The following is a 16,460-nucleotide window of genomic DNA, read 5'->3' on the forward strand; positions in this document are numbered from 1 at the left end:
AGACGATTCATGAGCACAACCTATCAAGAAGACATCAGCAGCAATGTATTGCGCCGCATGAAAGAGGGCGGTTTCGATTTCGCACGCATTCATCCTATCGAGTTCTATGCGGTCTTTCCCGATGAAGACCGGGCGCGGACGGCTGCCGGCAAGTTTCGCGGCGAGTCGCTCAATGCCCAGATAAGCGAGCGCGACGACGGTGCCTGGCACCTGGAGTTAAGCAAGCTGATGTACGCGACCTACGGCGGCATCGGTGAATTCGAGCAGGATTTCGAAGCCGTGGTCGAGCCTCTGGGAGGTGAAATCGAGGGGTGGGGCGTGAAGCACGAGGTCCAACGCCCGCAGGCCTGAAACCAGGTGGACCACGGCAGCGCCGTGGTTCACCTGCTCAGCGAATCGCAGGCAAAAAAAAGCCGCTCACAAGGTGGCGGCGAAAGGGAATTCGGTGACTCGCAATGGGGCGCCAAGCTTTTGCCGGTGCCGATGAATTAAATATGCACTAACGCTGCAAGCTATTGAATTCAAATCTGTCTATGCTGGTCATAGCCTCAAGCCGCTTGAAATATCCGCTTCGCAATGAAGCGTATGTCAGCGGCGTTCGGACGTTGCCGCACAATAACGGTGCACGGTTCCCGGCTGGGAATTCCAAGCGCTTGATTTAATGGCACATATGCCGATGGCACGGGCCTTGCGAAGGCTCTTGGGTCCGGGTGACAAGGAGTACGGCATGAGCCGCACCTATTATGATGAGATGTACGATGCCGATGGCCAAGTTCGCCCGCATTACCGGGAGTTCGCCCGTTGGTTGGCCGATACGCCGCAGGAACTGCTTGCCCAGCGTCGACGCGAGGCCGATTTGTTGTTTCATCGAGCCGGCATCACCTTCACCTTGTACGGCGACGAGCAGGGCACCGAACGGCTGATTCCCTTCGACACCATTCCACGCAGCATTCCTGCCAGCGAATGGCGCATCGTGGAGCGTGGCTGTATCCAGCGCGTCAAGGCGCTGAACATGTTCCTCGCCGACCTGTATCACGACCAGCGCATCATCAAGGCCGGTATCATCCCTGCCGAGCAGGTGCTGGCCAACGAGCAGTATCAGCTGGCGATGCAAGGACTGGACTTGCACCGCGATATCTATTCGCACATTTCCGGGGTCGACCTGGTGCGCGACGGTGACGGCTCCTACTACGTCCTGGAAGACAACCTGCGCACGCCCAGTGGCGTGAGCTACATGCTCGAAGACCGCAAGATGATGATGCGGCTGTTTCCCGAGTTGTTCGCCGCGCAGCGCATCGCTCCCGTGGATCACTACCCCAATCTGCTGCTTGATACCCTGAAAAGCTCCAGCGCGATCGACAATCCCAGCGTGGTGGTGCTGACCCCGGGCCGTTTCAACAGTGCGTTCTTCGAGCACGCCTTCCTGGCGCGCGAAATGGGCGTGGAACTGGTGGAAGGCGCGGACCTGTTCGTGCGTGACGATAAAGTGTTCATGCGCACCACCGACGGACCCAAGCCGGTGGACGTGATCTATCGACGCCTGGACGACGCCTTCCTCGACCCATTGGCCTTCAACCCCGACTCCATGCTTGGCGTTCCCGGCCTGCTGGCCGCGTATCGCTCCGGGAATGTGGTATTGGCCAATGCCATCGGCACCGGCGTGGCCGACGACAAGTCGGTCTACCCCTTCGTCACCGATATGATCCGCTTCTACCTGGATGAAGAACCCATTCTCAAGAACGTGCCGACCTGGCAGTGCCGCAAGCCTTCGGAGCTGTCCCATGTGCTGGCCAACCTGCCCGATCTGGTGGTCAAGGAAACCCAGGGCTCGGGTGGCTACGGCATGCTGGTAGGCCCTTGCGCGAGTGCCGCCGAAATCGAAAACTTCCGGGCGCGCCTCAAGGCCCGACCCCATGCCTACATCGCCCAACCCACGTTGTCGCTGTCGACCTGCCCGACGTTCGTCGAGAACGGCATCGCACCGCGCCACATCGACCTTCGCCCCTTCGTTCTGGCCGGCCGTGAAACCCGCGTGGTGCCAGGCGGCCTGACCCGAGTGGCGTTGCGTGAAGGCTCGCTGGTGGTGAATTCGTCGCAGGGCGGCGGGACCAAAGACACCTGGGTGGTCGAGGATTAAGGATGCCTGCCAATGCTAAGTAGAACTGCCTCTGATCTGTATTGGATGTCGCGCTATCTGGAGCGCGTCGAAAACCTCGCGCGCATGCTCGATGTCAGCTATTCGCTGTCGTTGATGCCGCAGGATGGCCGCGGTGACGGCCTCGACGAAATCGCCATGCCGCTGTTGATCACCGGCACCCTGGAAGACTACCTGGAACGTCACGGCCAGCTGCATGCCGAGCGCTTGCTGCATTTTTTTGCTTTGGATCCGGCCAATCCGGCCAGCATCTACAGCTGCCTGGGGGCGGCACGGGCCAGCGCCCATGCGGTGCGCGGGCGGATCACCGCCGACATGTGGGAGAACATCAACTCCACCTGGCTGGAGATCCGCGGGATTGCCGAGCAGGGCGTGGGTCGCTATGGCATGAGTCGGTTCTGTGACTGGGTCAAGGAGCGCGCCCACCTGTTTCGTGGAGCGACCTATGGCACGCTGATGCGCAACGATGCGTTCCGCTTCATTCGCCTGGGCACCTTCATCGAGCGCGCCGACAACACCCTGCGCTTGCTCGATGCGCGTTACGAGATGCTCGGTGACGATGCCTATTCGGTCGACGACAGCTCGGCCCGTGGTTACTACCAGTGGAGTGCGCTGCTGCGCGCGCTGTCGAGCTTCGAGGCCTACACCGAAATCTATCGCGATGCACCGGCCGCCAAGCCGGTGGCCGAACTGTTGCTGCTGCGCGCCGACGTGCCCCGTTCGCTGCGCGCGTGTACCGAGGAGATCAACCAGATTCTCGCCGACCTGCCCGGCGCCAATGGTCGCCCGGCGCAGCGCCTGGCCGCCGAACTGGATGCACGCCTGCGCTACACCGGTATCGACGAGATCCTCGACGAAGGCCTGCACGAGTGGTTGAACGAACAGATCCCGCTGGTGCGCCAGTTGGGCAATGCGATCCACAGTGCCTATCTGGAGGCTGTATGAGGCTTAACATCAGTCACGAAACCGCCTATCACTACGATGACGAGGTGCGCGCCAGCATCCAGTACCTGCGCCTTACGCCGCACGACAGCGAACGCCAGCGCATTCTCAGCTGGCAGCTTGACCTGCCGCGCCCGGTGCGCGCCCAGCTCGACCCGTTCGGCAACATCCTGCATGTGCTGACCCTGGACGAGCCGCACGACGCGATCATCATCGGCGCGCGTGGCCAGGTCGAGATCGACGAAACCCGCGAGGCCGAACACGAGACACAGTCACCGCTGCCGTTCCTGCGGTTCACCCGGCTGACCGAGGCCGACGACGCCTTGCGTGCCTTTGCCGCCGAACAGTGCCACACGCGGCGCGACCGCAATGGCCTGATCGACCTGATGCAGGGTCTGCACCAGCACATCACCTACACCAGTGGTGCGACGGCCGTGGACACCTGTGCCGCGCAAGCCTTCGCCAGCGGCGCCGGGGTCTGTCAGGACCACACCCATGCCTTTCTTGCCTGTGCCCGCAGCCTGGGGGTCCCGGCACGCTATGTCTCTGGCTACCTGTTCACCGAGGACACCGAGCACATGGCCAGCCACGCCTGGGCCGAAGCCTGGCTCGACGATGCCTGGTACAGCTTCGATGTGACCAACCAATTGGCGCGCCCGGAGCGCCACTTGAAACTGGCGATAGGCCTGGACTACCTGGATGCCTGCCCGGTGCGCGGCATGCGTCGCGGTGGCGGTTTCGAGCAGATGCACGCCAAGGTACTGGTCGCACCGAGCGCACCTGTGGTCAGCGTGGCCACTGCGCCGCAGTCCCAGAGTCAGACTCAAGGCTAGATTTCGGACGTGCGCCTGCACAGGCGCCGGTGCGGCGGGAGCGCCCTGAGGTTTGACCGCGAAACGTCAGCTGAACAGCCTGCCCAGATTGGGCAGGATCAGCACCAGCGTCATGGTGAACACGATGAGTCCGGCCTGGCGGATCTTTGGATGTTTGAACATGGCAGACTGCCTATGAGTTATGTTCTTCCTGGCGCCAACCCATGCTGCAACCTTGGTTGAGCTTGGCGAAAAGGTGCACCCCCCACGACTCGATGTGCCCATACGGCCGCATCAATAGTCATGCTTTTACCTTAGAACCCTTGATTGACGGGGCTTAGAACGCTTTGCCACGGTAGGCAGGGTCGTTTCGATCAAACTCGACTAAGGAACTCTTTTGCCGATTTTGAACATGCCGTGCTAGACGCCCAAGAAGGCGAATGCAAGCTCGGGGGTGTGAATTACCGTTCATCGGGCAAATCCGGGGCAGCTTCACTTGCCAGCCAGCGCCGATAACGGGCAGGCTTGCTACCTGCGTTCCCTCTCCATCGAGTGACCTATGACCCTCAACATCTGCATTCTGGAAACCGACGTGCTGCGGCCCGAACTGGTCGAGCAATACCATGGCTACGGCCGCATGTTCGAAACGTTGTTCGCCAGCCAGCCCATTCCTGCCAAGTTCACCGTGTTCAACGTAATGAACGGTGAATACCCACCGGCCGATGCCCACTACGATGCGTATCTGGTCACCGGTAGCAAGGCTGACTCCTTTGCCACCGACCCGTGGATCGAAACGCTCAGGACGTTTCTGCTGGAGCGCTACCAGCGCGGCGACAAGCTGCTCGGCATCTGCTTTGGCCATCAGTTGCTGGCGCTGCTGCTGGGCGGCAAGGCAGAGCGCGCGACCCAAGGCTGGGGCGTGGGCACCCATGAATACAGCCTGGCCAACCGTGCGTCCTGGATGAGTCCGAAAGTCGAAACGTTGACCCTGCTGATCAGCCATCAAGACCAGGTGACGTCGCTGCCGCAGAACGCATCGGTCGTGGCGTCGAGCGAATTCTGCCCGTTCGCGGCCTATCAGATCGGTGATCAGGTCCTGTGTTTCCAGGGGCATCCGGAATTCATCCATGACTATTCCAGAGCGCTGCTCGACATTCGTCAGCAGCACCTGGGCGAGCCGGTGTATCAGAAAGCCATTGCCAGCCTGGACCGTGATCACCACGGCATCACCGTGGCTGAATGGATGATGCGCTTCGTCGCGCAGGGCACCCCGCCCGCGGCGTGACGCTCGTGCCCTGGCAGGGTCGGACAGCGCGCGGCTACAGCCAGCCAGCGCGCTTGAAGCCGGCGAACAGGCCGGTGCAGCCGGACGCGATGACCCCCAGCACGATGTAGTAGCCGTAGTGCCAGGTCAGCTCCGGCATGTTTTCGAAGTTCATCCCGTAGATACCGGCGACGGCCGTGGGAAAGGCCAGGATCGCTGCCCACGCGGCAAACTTGCGCTGGGTCAGGCTTTGCCGCGACGACTCCAGCAGCAGGCCGATCTCGATGGTCTGCGTGGCGATGTCACTCATGGTCGCCAGGTCTTCCATCTGCCGGTTCACATGAATCTGCACGTCGCGGAAATAGGGGCGCATGTTCTTGTCGATGAACGGGAAGTCCAGCCGCTGCAGCTCTTCACTGATCTCGACCATGGGCGCCACATAGCGGCGCATGCGCAGCAGCTCGCGGCGCAGCCCGTGCAGGTGCTGGATATCGGCTTCGTTGAGCGAGCCACCGAGCACGCGGCGCTCCAGCGATTCGATTTCACAGTGGATGGTCTCGCTGACCGGCTGGTAGTTCTCGGTGACGAAATCGAGCAGAGCGTAGAGCACGAAATCTTCGCCGTGATCGAGCAGCAATGGTCGCGCTTCGCAACGCTTGCGCACCGAGGCGTAGGAAGCCGAGTGGCCGTTGCGGCAAGTGATGATATAGCCGCGTCCGGCGAAGATATGGGTCTCGACGAACTCGACTTTGCCGTCTCGACGGATCGGCGAATAGGTCACGATGAACAGTGCATCGCCGAAAGTTTCGAGTTTGGGTCGACTGTGCACCTCGAGGGCGTCTTCGATGGCCAGCTCATGCAGGTCGAACTGTTTCTGCAGTTGGCTCATCTGTTCGGCGTCGGGCTGTTCCAGGCCGATCCATACGAAATGCCCCGGACGCCGCGCCCATTGCGCGCCGTCGTCGAGGCTGATGTCGGTAATCTTCTTGCCCGCGCTGTATACCGCGGCGGCGACCACTCGGCCCATGATGCTCACTTCTTAGATTGGCAGGGCGACCCGGTATGGGCCTGCTGTGGATAGGAGTGTTCCGGCGCGGCGCAGTTCGCGGTTCAGTTCATCGATCGCGCAGTGCACTGCGCAGCGGCCTGCTCACGCCCGCCACAGTGAAGGCCCAACGTGTGGGCAAGGGTCCCTACCGCTCGTACTGACGCGCCTTAGAAGCCTTGCTCCTGGTCAATCCGGATGGCTTCGTCCAAGGTCTCCAGGAACGCTTTACGTGCCTTGAGTTTGGTCCTGGCGTGGGCCTTCATGTTGAGCTTCTGCAAGCGTTGCGCTGCAGCGAGGGCGGCGGCCTGCAACTGCTCGGGCGGCACCACCTCATCGAGAAAACCGGCCTGCAACGCCCCGGCAGGATCGAACATTTCCGCACCGATTACCGAGCGCTGGAAGGCTGAACGGCGCAGGCGATCCCTGGCCAGCTCGATGCCGGCGTGGTGCATGGTCATGCCGATCTGCACCTCGTTCAAACCGATATGGAACGGGCCTTCCACGCCGATCCGGTAATCGGCCGACAGCAGCAGGAACGCACCTTTGGCCACGGCGTGTCCTGGGCAGGCCACGATGACCGGGAACGGATGGCTCAACAGCCGACGGGCGAGGGTAGAGCCCTGGGTGACCAGACTGATCGCATTCTCCGGGCTCGAGGTCATGACCTTGAGGTCGTAACCTGCGGAAAGGATGCCGGGTTGACCGGTGATGACCACCACGGCGCGCGCCTCTACGGCCCGATCCAGAGCCTCGTTGAGCGCCGCGATGACGGCAGGCGAGATGGCGTTCACCTTGCCGTTGTTCAGGGTCAAGGTGACGATGCCGCCCTCGAGTTGGTAATCGATCAGCTCACTCATGCCGGTATTCCTTGTCGTGTTGTGGCGCCGACGTTACCCAGCCTTGCCGGCTGGGTAAAGCGCCGTGACTGACTGGCCGGTCACGCTGACAGGCCCGAGGGAATTTGGCGCTGGGCTTAAGCGCATGAAAAACTTGCAGAAAAGCTTTGCCATCACGAACGCTATCGACTACATTAGCGCGCCTCGACACACCGAACAGGTGCGCCGAGAAACGGTGAAGTGTCCGAGTGGCTGAAGGAGCACGCCTGGAAAGTGTGTATACAGGAAACTGTATCAAGGGTTCGAATCCCTTCTTCACCGCCATATCGCAGTCAGAAAGCCCCGCCATGCGGGGCTTTCTGCTTTCTGAGGTTTGTTGTTCTCTATCCGGTCCCCCATTTCAATATAGCGTTGCTCCGAACTGAATCGCCCCTGGTTTCGTAGACACCTCCAAGCCTCATAATGAGGCCCAAATAGGAGGTGCCATGAGTCGTCAGCGTTACCCCGAAGAATTCAAGATCGAAGCGGTCAAGCAGGTGACCGAAAAAGGCAAACCTGTAGCCGATGTCGTCCAGCGCCTGGGCATGTCCGTGCACAGCCTCTACGCCTGGATCAAGGTCTACAGCAAGCCCCAAGAGCAGCGTCAGCAAGATGACGATCAGCAGGCCGAACTTCGCAAGCTACGCGCTGAACTCGAGCGCGTGACTGAAGAACGAGACATCTTAAAAAAGGCCGCCGCGTACTTTGCCAAGCAGTGCGGCTGAAGTACGCCTTCATCAAGAAGCACTCGACTGATTATCCGGTGCGGCGCCTTTGCCAAACCCTCAAGGTGCACCCCAGCGGCTACTACGCCTGGCTGGCCGAGCCTCAATCTGCCCGAGCAAAAGAAGATCAACGTCTGCTTGGTTTGATCAAACACGCTTGGCTGGAAAGCAGAGGTGTATACGGCTACCGCAAAATCCACGATGACCTGCGTGAGCTGGGAGAGGAATGCGGTCGGAATCGAGTCGGGTGCTTGATGCAGGCGCAGGGGCTGCGTTCGCAAACGGGCTATCGGCGGCGCCCAGGGTTTTACGGTGGAAAACCAACAGTGGCCTCGCCCAATCACCTCGCGCGGCAGTTCAAGGTCAGTGAGCCGAACAAGGTCTGGGTGACAGATATCACTTACATCCGCACCTATGAAGGATGGCTCTACCTGGCAGTAGTGCTGGATCTGTTCTCACGCCAAGTAATTGGTTGGTCAATGAAGCCAAGGATGTGCAGCGACCTGGCTATCGATGCGATGTTGATGGCTGTATGGCGACGCAAACCACAGCAGCAAGTGATGATTCACTCAGACCAAGGCAGTCAGTTCAGTAGCTCAGACTGGCAAAGCTTCTTGAAGACCAACAATGTAATCAGCAGCATGAGTCGACGAGGAAACTGCTACGACAATGCCGTAGCCGAGAGCTTTTTCCAGCTTTTTCCAGCTTTTGAAGCGGGAGCGAATCCGACGAAAGATCTACACAACGCGCGAAGACGCCCGAAGTGATATTTTCGATTACATCGAAATGTTCTATAACCCTAAACGCCGGCACAGCAGTGCTATGCAGCTGTCTCCAGTAGAGTATGAGAAACGTTATTTCCTGAGTTTGGAGAGTGTCTAGAAAATCCGGGGCGATTCATAGGACGTTGATCTGCGCACCCTGAGTGGAGGTGCCCGCTGCGTTGCGAGCCGCAGGCGAAGCGCGCAGACGTTCATTAGGGAGGTTTGCCGGATACTTCGCATCTAGTTGAGCTCGACGTCATTTTCTGTATCGCGCAGCTTGCCCATCTGCAGTATGACGATGATGCTCAAAATCAGGACGAGCAGAGTAATAGTCGAAATTTTCATGTTTTCAACAGCCATGATCTGGATTCATGCAGATCATAGTTTGAAATATTGCGGCCATTCATTGCGTCTTTCAGGGCCGGGTTCGCTCAGATCGCCGATCGGCCCCGCGAGCACAAACCGGTATCTTTTGTTACGATGGAAATTCATCCCTCCGGTTATGCCACTCAGTAAGGTGACAAACGACCATCACGCATCAGCGCTTTCGAACAAGGAGCCCCTCATGGGTAAAGAACCTGTGGATGATCCGACCGTTAAAGGTCCCTCCGCCAGTGATGACGGCATCCCGGCCCCTAGCGGAGCTGCAAACCTCATCGATACCGATTATGTTATCGGGCAAGACAACATCAAGGGTGAGTTCTCTTTCTCCCTTGATATCCACGGCAAAGTATTCATCATTTCCGCCGCTGCAATTTTGCTCTTCGTCGTCTTGACGCTGGCATTGCAAAACGAAGTAGAACCGCTATTCAGTGCAATTCGAAACTGGTTGACGGGGCATCTTGCGTGGCTCTTCATGAGCATTGCCAATATTTTTGTCGTGTTGTGCCTAGCTCTTATCGTCTCGCCTTTGGGCAAGGTCAGATTGGGTGGCAGAGACGCAGAACCTGATCATAGCTATGTCGGCTGGTTTTCAATGCTCTTCGCCGCAGGCATGGGCATTGGCCTTATGTTCTATGGTGTTGCCGAACCTATGTCTCATTTCGCGGCCTCCATGGGTGGCGTCGCCGTTGATGCCAGCGGTGCCCGCACGGATTGGGCGCCACTCAACGGAGCGGCAGGGGACGCCAAGGCTTCAGCGGACCTGGCGATGGCGGCCACAATCTTCCACTGGGGTTTGCACCCATGGGCCATCTACGCAATCGTCGCGCTGTCGCTGGCATTGTTCTCCTATAACAAAGGTCTGCCGCTTTCGATAAGATCGGTTTTCTATCCACTGCTGGGCGAGCGCGTCTGGGGCTGGCCGGGACATATCGTCGATATTCTCGCTGTTTTCGCGACGCTGTTCGGCCTGGCAACTTCCCTTGGGATTGGCGCAGAGCAAGCTGCCGCCGGCCTCCAATACCTGTTTGGCATTCAGTCCACGAACCTCAGCAAGGTCTTGTTGATCGTAGGGATCACGCTGGTTGCGCTCTGGTCCGTGCTTTCTGGTCTGGACAAGGGTGTGAAGATGCTCTCCCAGATAAACATGGGGCTGGCGTTGCTGCTGTTGGTGTTCATTATTGTGGTTGGTCCCACACTGGCGATCTTCACCGGCTTTTTCAAAAACCTAGTGACGTATGTGGAGTATCTGCCCGCACTGTCTAATCCCTTCGGACGCACTGACACTGAGTTCACCCAGGGCTGGACTGCCTTTTACTGGGCCTGGTGGATAAGCTGGTCGCCTTTTGTAGGCATGTTCATCGCGCGTGTCAGTCGCGGCCGTACCGTAAGGGAGTTCCTTATCTCTGTACTGCTCGTGCCTTCGGTAGTATCGGTACTATGGATGACTACCTTCGGCGGTACAGCCATTGATCAGGCTACTTTGCAGGGGCTGGTCGGAGTCAAGGACGCTGTACTGGAATTGAAGCTATTTGCGATGCTTGAAGGATTACCCCTCAAAGAGATCACTTCATTTCTGGGCATCGTCCTCGTGATCGTATTCTTCATCACTTCTTCGGACTCTGGCTCATTGGTGATTGACACCATCACCGCTGGCGGCAAGGTCGATGCGCCAGTCCCGCAGCGGGTATTTTGGGCGGTTATCGAAGGTGTAATCGCGATCGCATTGCTCTTGGGGGGCGGCCTTGTTGCCCTCCAGGCGATGGCGGTGTCAACCGGTTTGCCGTTCGCCATCGTGCTGATGATTGGTTGTATTTCATTGGTAAAAGGACTCATGTCGGAGCCTCGATAGCGAGGCCATTGATTCTCTACCTTCCCCCAACGTTCAAAGGCAGGGGTGCAGCCTATTCCGGGCGCACCTCTGCATCAGACCGAGGACTGCATGTTTCAAGACGTCGTCAGCTTTTTCATCAATTACTCATTTCTGGGCATTTCATTAGCTAACTGGATCTTCGCGGGTTCGCTGATAGTCGTCAGCTTTGTGCTGGCGAGGACAGTAATTGGATTCTTCTTAAGAAGACTCAGGCAGCAGTCAGCCCAGCCAAATACGCACCTGAGTCACATTGCTGTCGAAGTGTTATCGGGCACCAGTAATACGTTGCTGTTGCTGGCCTCGATTCTCATCGGTGTCGGTGTTCTGGATTTACCCGAGCGCTGGCTGGGGCGGGTAAGCAGTCTCTGGTTTGTGGTCGCTGCCCTGCAAGTCGGGTTGTGGGTTAACCGGGCACTGGCGCTGGCGCTTGCCCGCTACTTTCGCCGCCACAGCACTGCGGAAACCTATCAGGGCAGCGCACTTGCGACATTGAGTCTGTGGGGCGCCAAAGTTTTTCTTTGGGTAGTCGTTGTCCTGGCGATGCTTTCCAATGTAGGCGTCAACATCACGGCCTTCGTTGCCAGTCTGGGTGTGGGTGGCATCGCGGTTGCGCTGGCGGTACAGAACATTCTGGCTGACGTCTTCGCGTCGCTGTCCATTGCAGTCGACAAGCCTTTCGAGGTGGGAGATTTCATTGTTGTCGGCTCGCTTTCGGGAACAGTCGAGCACGTGGGCCTAAAGACCACGCGCATCCGCAGCCTGGGAGGTGAGCAGATTGTCATGGCAAATGCCGAGATGATCGGGAGCACCATTCAGAACTACAAGCGGCTGCAGGAGCGCCGAATTGTATTCGAGCTGGCGTTGACTTATGGCTGTTCAGCTCAACAGATCCGCGAGGTCCCGCAACGTATCGAAGGCATCATCCGGCAGCAAAAGCTCGCCCGCTTTGACCGCTGCCATTTCCGCAACTTCGGTAGCAGTGCCCTGGAATTTGAAACGGTCTACATTGTGCTCGACCCTAGCTACAACGTGTACATGGAGGTTCAGCAAACAATCAACCTGGCCATTGTCGACGCCTTCGCTGAATTGGGTGTGACCTTTGCTCACCCTTCCCGGACGGTGTTCATCGAAAGCGTCCCGGCCAGGGAGACGTTAGATAGTTACCCTACAGGGAGCCGTAAGCAGACTGCCAGCCATTCTGACAGGAATGACCACTGACCGATCTAGGCGTCCATTGCGTCGCTCAGCTCCAAAGCGATCCAAGAGGCGTTGAGAGGCTATGGTGCGTCGCGACCTGAGCCTGCAACAGCTCGGCAGTCGCCAGTGCATCGGTAAGAGCGTGATGGGCGTGGTACATCGGCAGGTTGTACCGGGCTCGGCTGTCGGCCAGGCGAATCGATGGTGGAGGGCGGCGCAACAGTCGCCCCAGCCAGCCGGGTTTCTGGCGATACAATCTGGCCTCGAGTTGCATTGTGTCGATGACCGGAAATTGCAGCCCTTCACCCAAATGATTCAGAAATGCCCGGTTGAGAAATGCACGCTCAATGTTGCGGTAATGGACGACCATCACCTTCCCAGCCATCGCGCTCAGAAGCGTCTCGTAGATCGTTTCGAATGTTGGTGCGTTGGCAACTTCTGTATGGGTGATGTGGTGGAACGTGACTGATTTTCCGCTCAGCTCTGAAACGGGCTGTATGACCTGGTAGTGCGCATGCTGGCACTGAATACGCCGAAGGGTAAACGGTAGCAGACCAATGCTGACAATGCTGTGTGCTTGCGCATCAAGGCCCGTGGTTTCTACGTCCAGTGCCAGAAAATGCACATGTTCAACAGGCGTGTGTGCAGGCACCACACCGGCTCGGTAAAAGCGCAGCAGCGCGGGATGTCTCGCTTGCTGTGACAACTCGTCGAACCTGGCTGGCCAGTCCAGAACGGCATCAGTGCTGGGGTAGGCTATTGTCATTTTGGCAATCGTCCCTTGGGCGGATACCGAAAGCGCAGAAAGTTCTGACCGTTGCTGAGCACTTGAAACGCTTCTTTGAGATTGTGCCGTTCGCTGTGAGTGAAACGCTCGGGCTCTATGTAGTTGTCAGGGGTAATGCCGTGCTCCAGCGCATCTGCCTGATGCCGGATGCGTACCATGGACAGGAATTCGAGGGCATACCTTAAGTGCTTCACGGCATCGGGTGGCATCATATTGGCTGCTGCAATCGCGTCCAGCCGATCAAACGAGTTTTGTGCCGTGCTGCCGCAGGCGAGTGCGTGGATACGGATGAGATCGGTCAGCGGTGCAGTGCCCCGTCCTTTGAGATTGATGATGCGTTTTTGCTGGCCGTCCGTTTCGACGACAAACGTGCGGAAGAAACCCAAGGGAGGAGTGCGGTTGAGCGCAATCCTTGCCAGTGCGCTCAGAAAGCCGGGGCTGCTCGAGGATTGGCTGGCGCACAGTACCTTGAGTTCCTGAATAAGGTCGGGCTTACCGTAAACCCCGTCTAGATCAAAAAAGATGCAACTGTGCAACAGGGCCGAAGGGCTTGGTTTTTCTATCCATTGCCGGAAGTAATTGCGCCACACGCTGATGGGTTGGCGCCATTGCTCATTGGTCGCCATGATGCCGCCCTTGCAATAGCTGTAGCCGCATGCGGCCAGACCATCGCTCACAAAGGTCGCAAGGTTGCGAAAGTACCCATCATGCAGGGTCGCGTCGTAGCTATCGTCCAGGACGAGCGCATTGTCCTGATCCGTCACCAGCAGTTGCTCGTCGCGCGCCATCGAACCCAGCACCATAAAACAGTAGGGCACTGGCGGCGGGCCGTATTTTTTTTCGGCTAGTTCAAGCAGGCGTTGGGTAAACGCCCTGCCGATTCCAGAGATCGCGCTGCCGATCATATGAGCCGTGGCGCCATCGCGGACCATGCGAATGTAGGTACCTCTCAGATCCGTCAGCAGTGATCGCAGGCCTTCTACAGACGTCTGGTTGGATATTCTGCTGACTAGGTACAGGCTGCTGTGAGACTCGTAGCGGATGATGTCCGACAGGTTGATCAGCCCTGCGGGTCTGCCATGCCTCAGTACAGGCAAATGGTGAATATTGCGGCGCAGCATTACCAGCATGGCTTCAAAAACCGAATCGTCAGCGTTGATCGACACGGGATCTTTTGTCATGATTTCGCTGACGGAAGTTCGCTCGCCGTCGAGCCCGGCTGCCACTACCCTGGTACGCAGGTCCCGGTCGGTGACAATGCCACAGATCTGGGATCCTTCTTGCCCGGCAGGTGTCATTACCACCACACACGCCACGCTTTGCTCAGACATCATCCTGGCCGCGTCCCCTACGCAGACATCAGAGGCTACCCAAACCAGTGAGCGTGACAGCAACGCGCGGCATCGAAGTTGAGTCAACTCGCTGGCTCGACCCTGGGCCTCCACAGCGGACTTTAGCCTGGAGTGGCCTTCGGCTTCGACGAAGTCAGCGAAGGCGTCATGGTGCGCGCAGAGTTCTGCGAACACATGCGCCGGAATGAAGTAGATGAGGCTATCTTCGAGCGCTCTTGCCGGAAAGCGCACTTTGTTACTTCGCAGAAGCCCAGCTTGGCCGAAGATGTCGCCTTCGACCAATCGGTTATACAGCTCGCCGTTACGGCGGTAGATCTCAACCGCACCGCTGCGCAAATAATGCAGGTCCTGGATGGTGGCGCCTGCCTTGAGAATCTCGCTGCCGGCTTTGAAATAGCTGACTTCAATGTGCCGTGCGATGGTCTCGACCACTTCCTTTGGAAGAACGTCGAAAGGCGCGAAACGGAGCAAGTGGTTGCTGATTTCTTCTATTTCAACTTGCATGAAACCTCATATCGAGCTGGACAAGGCCTAAAAGCTTCGCCTCATCAGAGATACTGATGCTGCCTGCCATCATTCCTACGGGATCACATCTTTATGCAAGACACAAGTCTGAACCTCAAGGGAGCTGAGATGGCGGACCTGGCATGGACTGTGATTTGCTCAAGTTAATGTTGAACTGCAGCGTGCACGACATAACGAGTGTGTTGCACTTCACCGCTACGTCCTCATCCACACATACATGGAGCTTGTAGAACGATGTTGGACACCGTCGCAGTATTTCTCAGCATCACTCCGGTACTAGCGTTGCTCAACAGACGGTATGTGACATGAGCACGGCTCACCAAGGCTAATGGCGGGTATCAAGAAAGCAAGGCGGCAATACACGCTCTCAATCGCGCTTTGTCAGCCTCAAGCGTCATTGCCGCCTCCGCCCGTTCCACGATGACGCCGATATGACGGGCACCTACGTCGGCGTATAAAGCCGGGCTGGAGTGAGAAAGGCTTGCAAGAGCTTTGACAAGACGAATGTTGACCTCAATGAGTGCTGCACCGTCACGCGCAATCGGCGAAAAGAAATCATAAAACATGTCTTCCACTGACAGTCCGCGCACATGCACGCAATTGCACTGTGCTTCATGCTTTTCCAGCGTGTCAGACCTCGCCTGGGCATTGAACGCGCGGATTCCCCTGCCGATGACATCGATTGCTGTGCCCGGGTCATTCACGGCGGGTGAAAGCGCCCTCGACGCGATCTCGGACAATACGGACAAACCAAAACGAGGGTCATGCTCAAAGGTTCTACGAACGCCAAGGGTGATAGCGGACATAATTTGCTTCATCTGCGATTCATTCAGAGGCTCGGTGCTCGCTCTCATCACCCTTGCCAGCAGCTCGCCCTCGTTTACAAAGCTGCCGGGCAGTATCTCAAGATAAATCAGCGCAGCATGTTTATGTGCGAAAGCGTCCAGCGCGGGCACGTCTATGTGCTGCACGTATCCCACCTCCCGACTCTGAATCGGGACCAGTGGCAGCCCCTGCACCGGTTTCTCCGGGTAGGCGCGTCCGCCTAGGTAAGGCACTCGGCGGCGCTCAGTGAGGGCACTGATGGTGGCGGCCTCGACCCGGTCGATCGTCTCACCTACCCGGCCAAGCCTGGACAGATGGTCGATCCATCGCAGCAAGGTGTAGACGATCAGCACCACCACAGCGAGTGTGACTGCGAACAAGATGACCCGGCCTTGAGCGCCATACGCACCTGTGCTTAGAGCGATGATGCCGACCAGGCTAAACAGAAAGGACCCAATGAAGGTAGACAGCGCGTTCTGAGTGGTCGAGTCCTCTATAACGAGTGTTGTGGCGCGTGGAGTGGTCCCCGTGCTGGCTGCTCCATAAGCCGTGACCATGGTGCTGAGCGAAAATGTAGTGACGGCCAGCATGCTGGACGCGATGATGCCGAGAATCTTGTCCACGGCATCAGCGCCTATTTTACCTGGCAAGTCTATAGGAATGTGGTCTCTGAGAACGACGGCCAGCAATGCTGTCACAACGCCCAGAAGGGAAAACATTCCCGCTCTGAACCACAGACGTCTGGTCGTCCGAATCAACAGCCATTGCCACCGAGCTACCATTGCGGAACTCCGCTGTTACCTGAGGGAGAGTTGGATGATATCTGCAGCAACTAATGACTGGGTGGATTTCTGATGATGAACGAGCCTCATAGCAAGTCAGACACTGCGGACGCAGAGCAAGCGCAGGCGAGAATTGAGAAGCACGAAATCGCC

At 58.0% G+C, this 16,460-nt stretch carries 12 protein-coding genes, 1 tRNA gene and 1 pseudogene; 9 read left to right on the top strand and 5 right to left on the bottom strand.

Translation table 11 applies throughout. The annotated features are described in order from the left end of the window. The first annotated feature begins 9 nt into the window (after window positions 1-9). From H7993_RS10710 to H7993_RS10730, 5 genes are all read left to right on the top strand, one after another. The gene (locus H7993_RS10710) at window positions 10-351 is read left to right on the top strand and encodes a ribonuclease E inhibitor RraB (RefSeq protein ID WP_122476300.1); all 342 of its coding nucleotides are present in this window, start codon (window positions 10-12) and stop codon (window positions 349-351) included. 376 nt (window positions 352-727) lie between these two features. Then, on the top strand, window positions 728-2,137 hold the full coding sequence (locus H7993_RS10715; RefSeq protein WP_122476298.1) for a circularly permuted type 2 ATP-grasp protein: 1,410 nt from the start codon (window positions 728-730) through the stop codon (window positions 2,135-2,137). A gap of 12 nt (window positions 2,138-2,149) precedes the next feature. Continuing rightward, a complete protein-coding gene (locus H7993_RS10720) occupies window positions 2,150-3,100 on the top strand; it encodes an alpha-E domain-containing protein (protein ID WP_122476296.1) in 951 nt (316 codons plus the stop codon). After that, the gene (locus tag H7993_RS10725; RefSeq protein WP_122476294.1) at window positions 3,097-3,930 is read left to right on the top strand and encodes a transglutaminase family protein; all 834 of its coding nucleotides are present in this window, start codon (window positions 3,097-3,099) and stop codon (window positions 3,928-3,930) included. The genes H7993_RS10720 and H7993_RS10725 overlap by 4 nt, the downstream gene beginning before the upstream one ends. 538 nt (window positions 3,931-4,468) lie before the next feature. Further along, entirely contained in the window at window positions 4,469-5,194 is a 726-nt protein-coding gene (locus H7993_RS10730; protein ID WP_185794352.1) for an amidotransferase, read from the top strand. A 34-nt stretch (window positions 5,195-5,228) separates the two neighbouring features. On the opposite strand, the gene H7993_RS10735 is transcribed toward H7993_RS10730, so the two are convergent. Both H7993_RS10735 and H7993_RS10740 read right to left on the bottom strand, forming a co-directional pair. Then, window positions 5,229-6,200: a magnesium and cobalt transport protein CorA gene (locus H7993_RS10735; protein WP_185794353.1), complete on the bottom strand. Its 972-nt coding sequence runs from the start codon at window positions 6,198-6,200 to the stop codon at window positions 5,229-5,231. 188 nt (window positions 6,201-6,388) lie between these two features. Next, complete coding sequence (locus tag H7993_RS10740; protein WP_122476290.1) at window positions 6,389-7,078, bottom strand: crotonase/enoyl-CoA hydratase family protein; 690 nt, start codon at window positions 7,076-7,078, stop codon at window positions 6,389-6,391. A 213-nt stretch (window positions 7,079-7,291) separates the two neighbouring features. Here H7993_RS10740 and H7993_RS10745 point away from each other — a divergent pair. The 4 genes and pseudogenes from H7993_RS10745 to H7993_RS10760 all read left to right on the top strand — a co-directional run bounded on the left by H7993_RS10745 (window position 7,292) and on the right by H7993_RS10760 (window position 12,057). Next, a tRNA-Ser gene (locus H7993_RS10745) sits at window positions 7,292-7,381 on the top strand. 161 nt (window positions 7,382-7,542) lie between these two features. Then, a pseudogene (locus tag H7993_RS10750) lies at window positions 7,543-8,703 on the top strand (IS3 family transposase). A gap of 447 nt (window positions 8,704-9,150) precedes the next feature. Continuing rightward, window positions 9,151-10,818, top strand: coding sequence for a BCCT family transporter (locus tag H7993_RS10755; RefSeq protein ID WP_185794354.1), 1,668 nt, complete (start codon window positions 9,151-9,153; stop codon window positions 10,816-10,818). 90 nt (window positions 10,819-10,908) lie between these two features. Further along, window positions 10,909-12,057, top strand: coding sequence for a mechanosensitive ion channel family protein (locus H7993_RS10760; protein ID WP_185794355.1), 1,149 nt, complete (start codon window positions 10,909-10,911; stop codon window positions 12,055-12,057). Between the two features lie 25 nt (window positions 12,058-12,082). On the opposite strand, the gene H7993_RS10765 is transcribed toward H7993_RS10760, so the two are convergent. The 3 genes from H7993_RS10765 to H7993_RS10775 form a co-directional block, all read right to left on the bottom strand. Beyond that, complete coding sequence (locus H7993_RS10765; protein WP_185794356.1) at window positions 12,083-12,802, bottom strand: 3'-5' exonuclease; 720 nt, start codon at window positions 12,800-12,802, stop codon at window positions 12,083-12,085. Next, window positions 12,799-14,679: a DUF294 nucleotidyltransferase-like domain-containing protein gene (locus H7993_RS10770; RefSeq protein ID WP_185794357.1), complete on the bottom strand. Its 1,881-nt coding sequence runs from the start codon at window positions 14,677-14,679 to the stop codon at window positions 12,799-12,801. The genes H7993_RS10765 and H7993_RS10770 overlap by 4 nt, the downstream gene beginning before the upstream one ends. Window positions 14,680-15,038: 359 nt before the next feature. After that, entirely contained in the window at window positions 15,039-16,307 is a 1,269-nt protein-coding gene (locus tag H7993_RS10775) for a DUF2254 domain-containing protein (RefSeq protein WP_185794358.1), read from the bottom strand. Between the last annotated feature and the right edge of the window lie 153 nt (window positions 16,308-16,460).

This window comes from Pseudomonas baltica, assembly GCF_014235765.1.
Lineage (GTDB): Bacteria > Pseudomonadota > Gammaproteobacteria > Pseudomonadales > Pseudomonadaceae > Aquipseudomonas > Aquipseudomonas baltica.

Bases quoted from the DNA above. Each gene is read 5' to 3' on its own strand.
- H7993_RS10710 (WP_122476300.1), top strand. From the start codon at position 10: ATGAGCACAACCTATCAAGAAGACATCAGCAGCAATGTATTGCGCCGC.
- H7993_RS10715 (WP_122476298.1), top strand. From the start codon at position 728: ATGAGCCGCACCTATTATGATGAGATGTACGATGCCGATGGCCAAGTT.
- H7993_RS10720 (WP_122476296.1), top strand. From the start codon at position 2,150: ATGCTAAGTAGAACTGCCTCTGATCTGTATTGGATGTCGCGCTATCTG.
- H7993_RS10725 (WP_122476294.1), top strand. From the start codon at position 3,097: ATGAGGCTTAACATCAGTCACGAAACCGCCTATCACTACGATGACGAG.
- H7993_RS10730 (WP_185794352.1), top strand. From the start codon at position 4,469: ATGACCCTCAACATCTGCATTCTGGAAACCGACGTGCTGCGGCCCGAA.
- H7993_RS10735 (WP_185794353.1), bottom strand. From the start codon at position 6,200: ATGGGCCGAGTGGTCGCCGCCGCGGTATACAGCGCGGGCAAGAAGATT.
- H7993_RS10740 (WP_122476290.1), bottom strand. From the start codon at position 7,078: ATGAGTGAGCTGATCGATTACCAACTCGAGGGCGGCATCGTCACCTTG.
- H7993_RS10755 (WP_185794354.1), top strand. From the start codon at position 9,151: ATGGGTAAAGAACCTGTGGATGATCCGACCGTTAAAGGTCCCTCCGCC.
- H7993_RS10760 (WP_185794355.1), top strand. From the start codon at position 10,909: ATGTTTCAAGACGTCGTCAGCTTTTTCATCAATTACTCATTTCTGGGC.
- H7993_RS10765 (WP_185794356.1), bottom strand. From the start codon at position 12,802: ATGACAATAGCCTACCCCAGCACTGATGCCGTTCTGGACTGGCCAGCC.
- H7993_RS10770 (WP_185794357.1), bottom strand. From the start codon at position 14,679: ATGCAAGTTGAAATAGAAGAAATCAGCAACCACTTGCTCCGTTTCGCG.
- H7993_RS10775 (WP_185794358.1), bottom strand. From the start codon at position 16,307: ATGGTAGCTCGGTGGCAATGGCTGTTGATTCGGACGACCAGACGTCTG.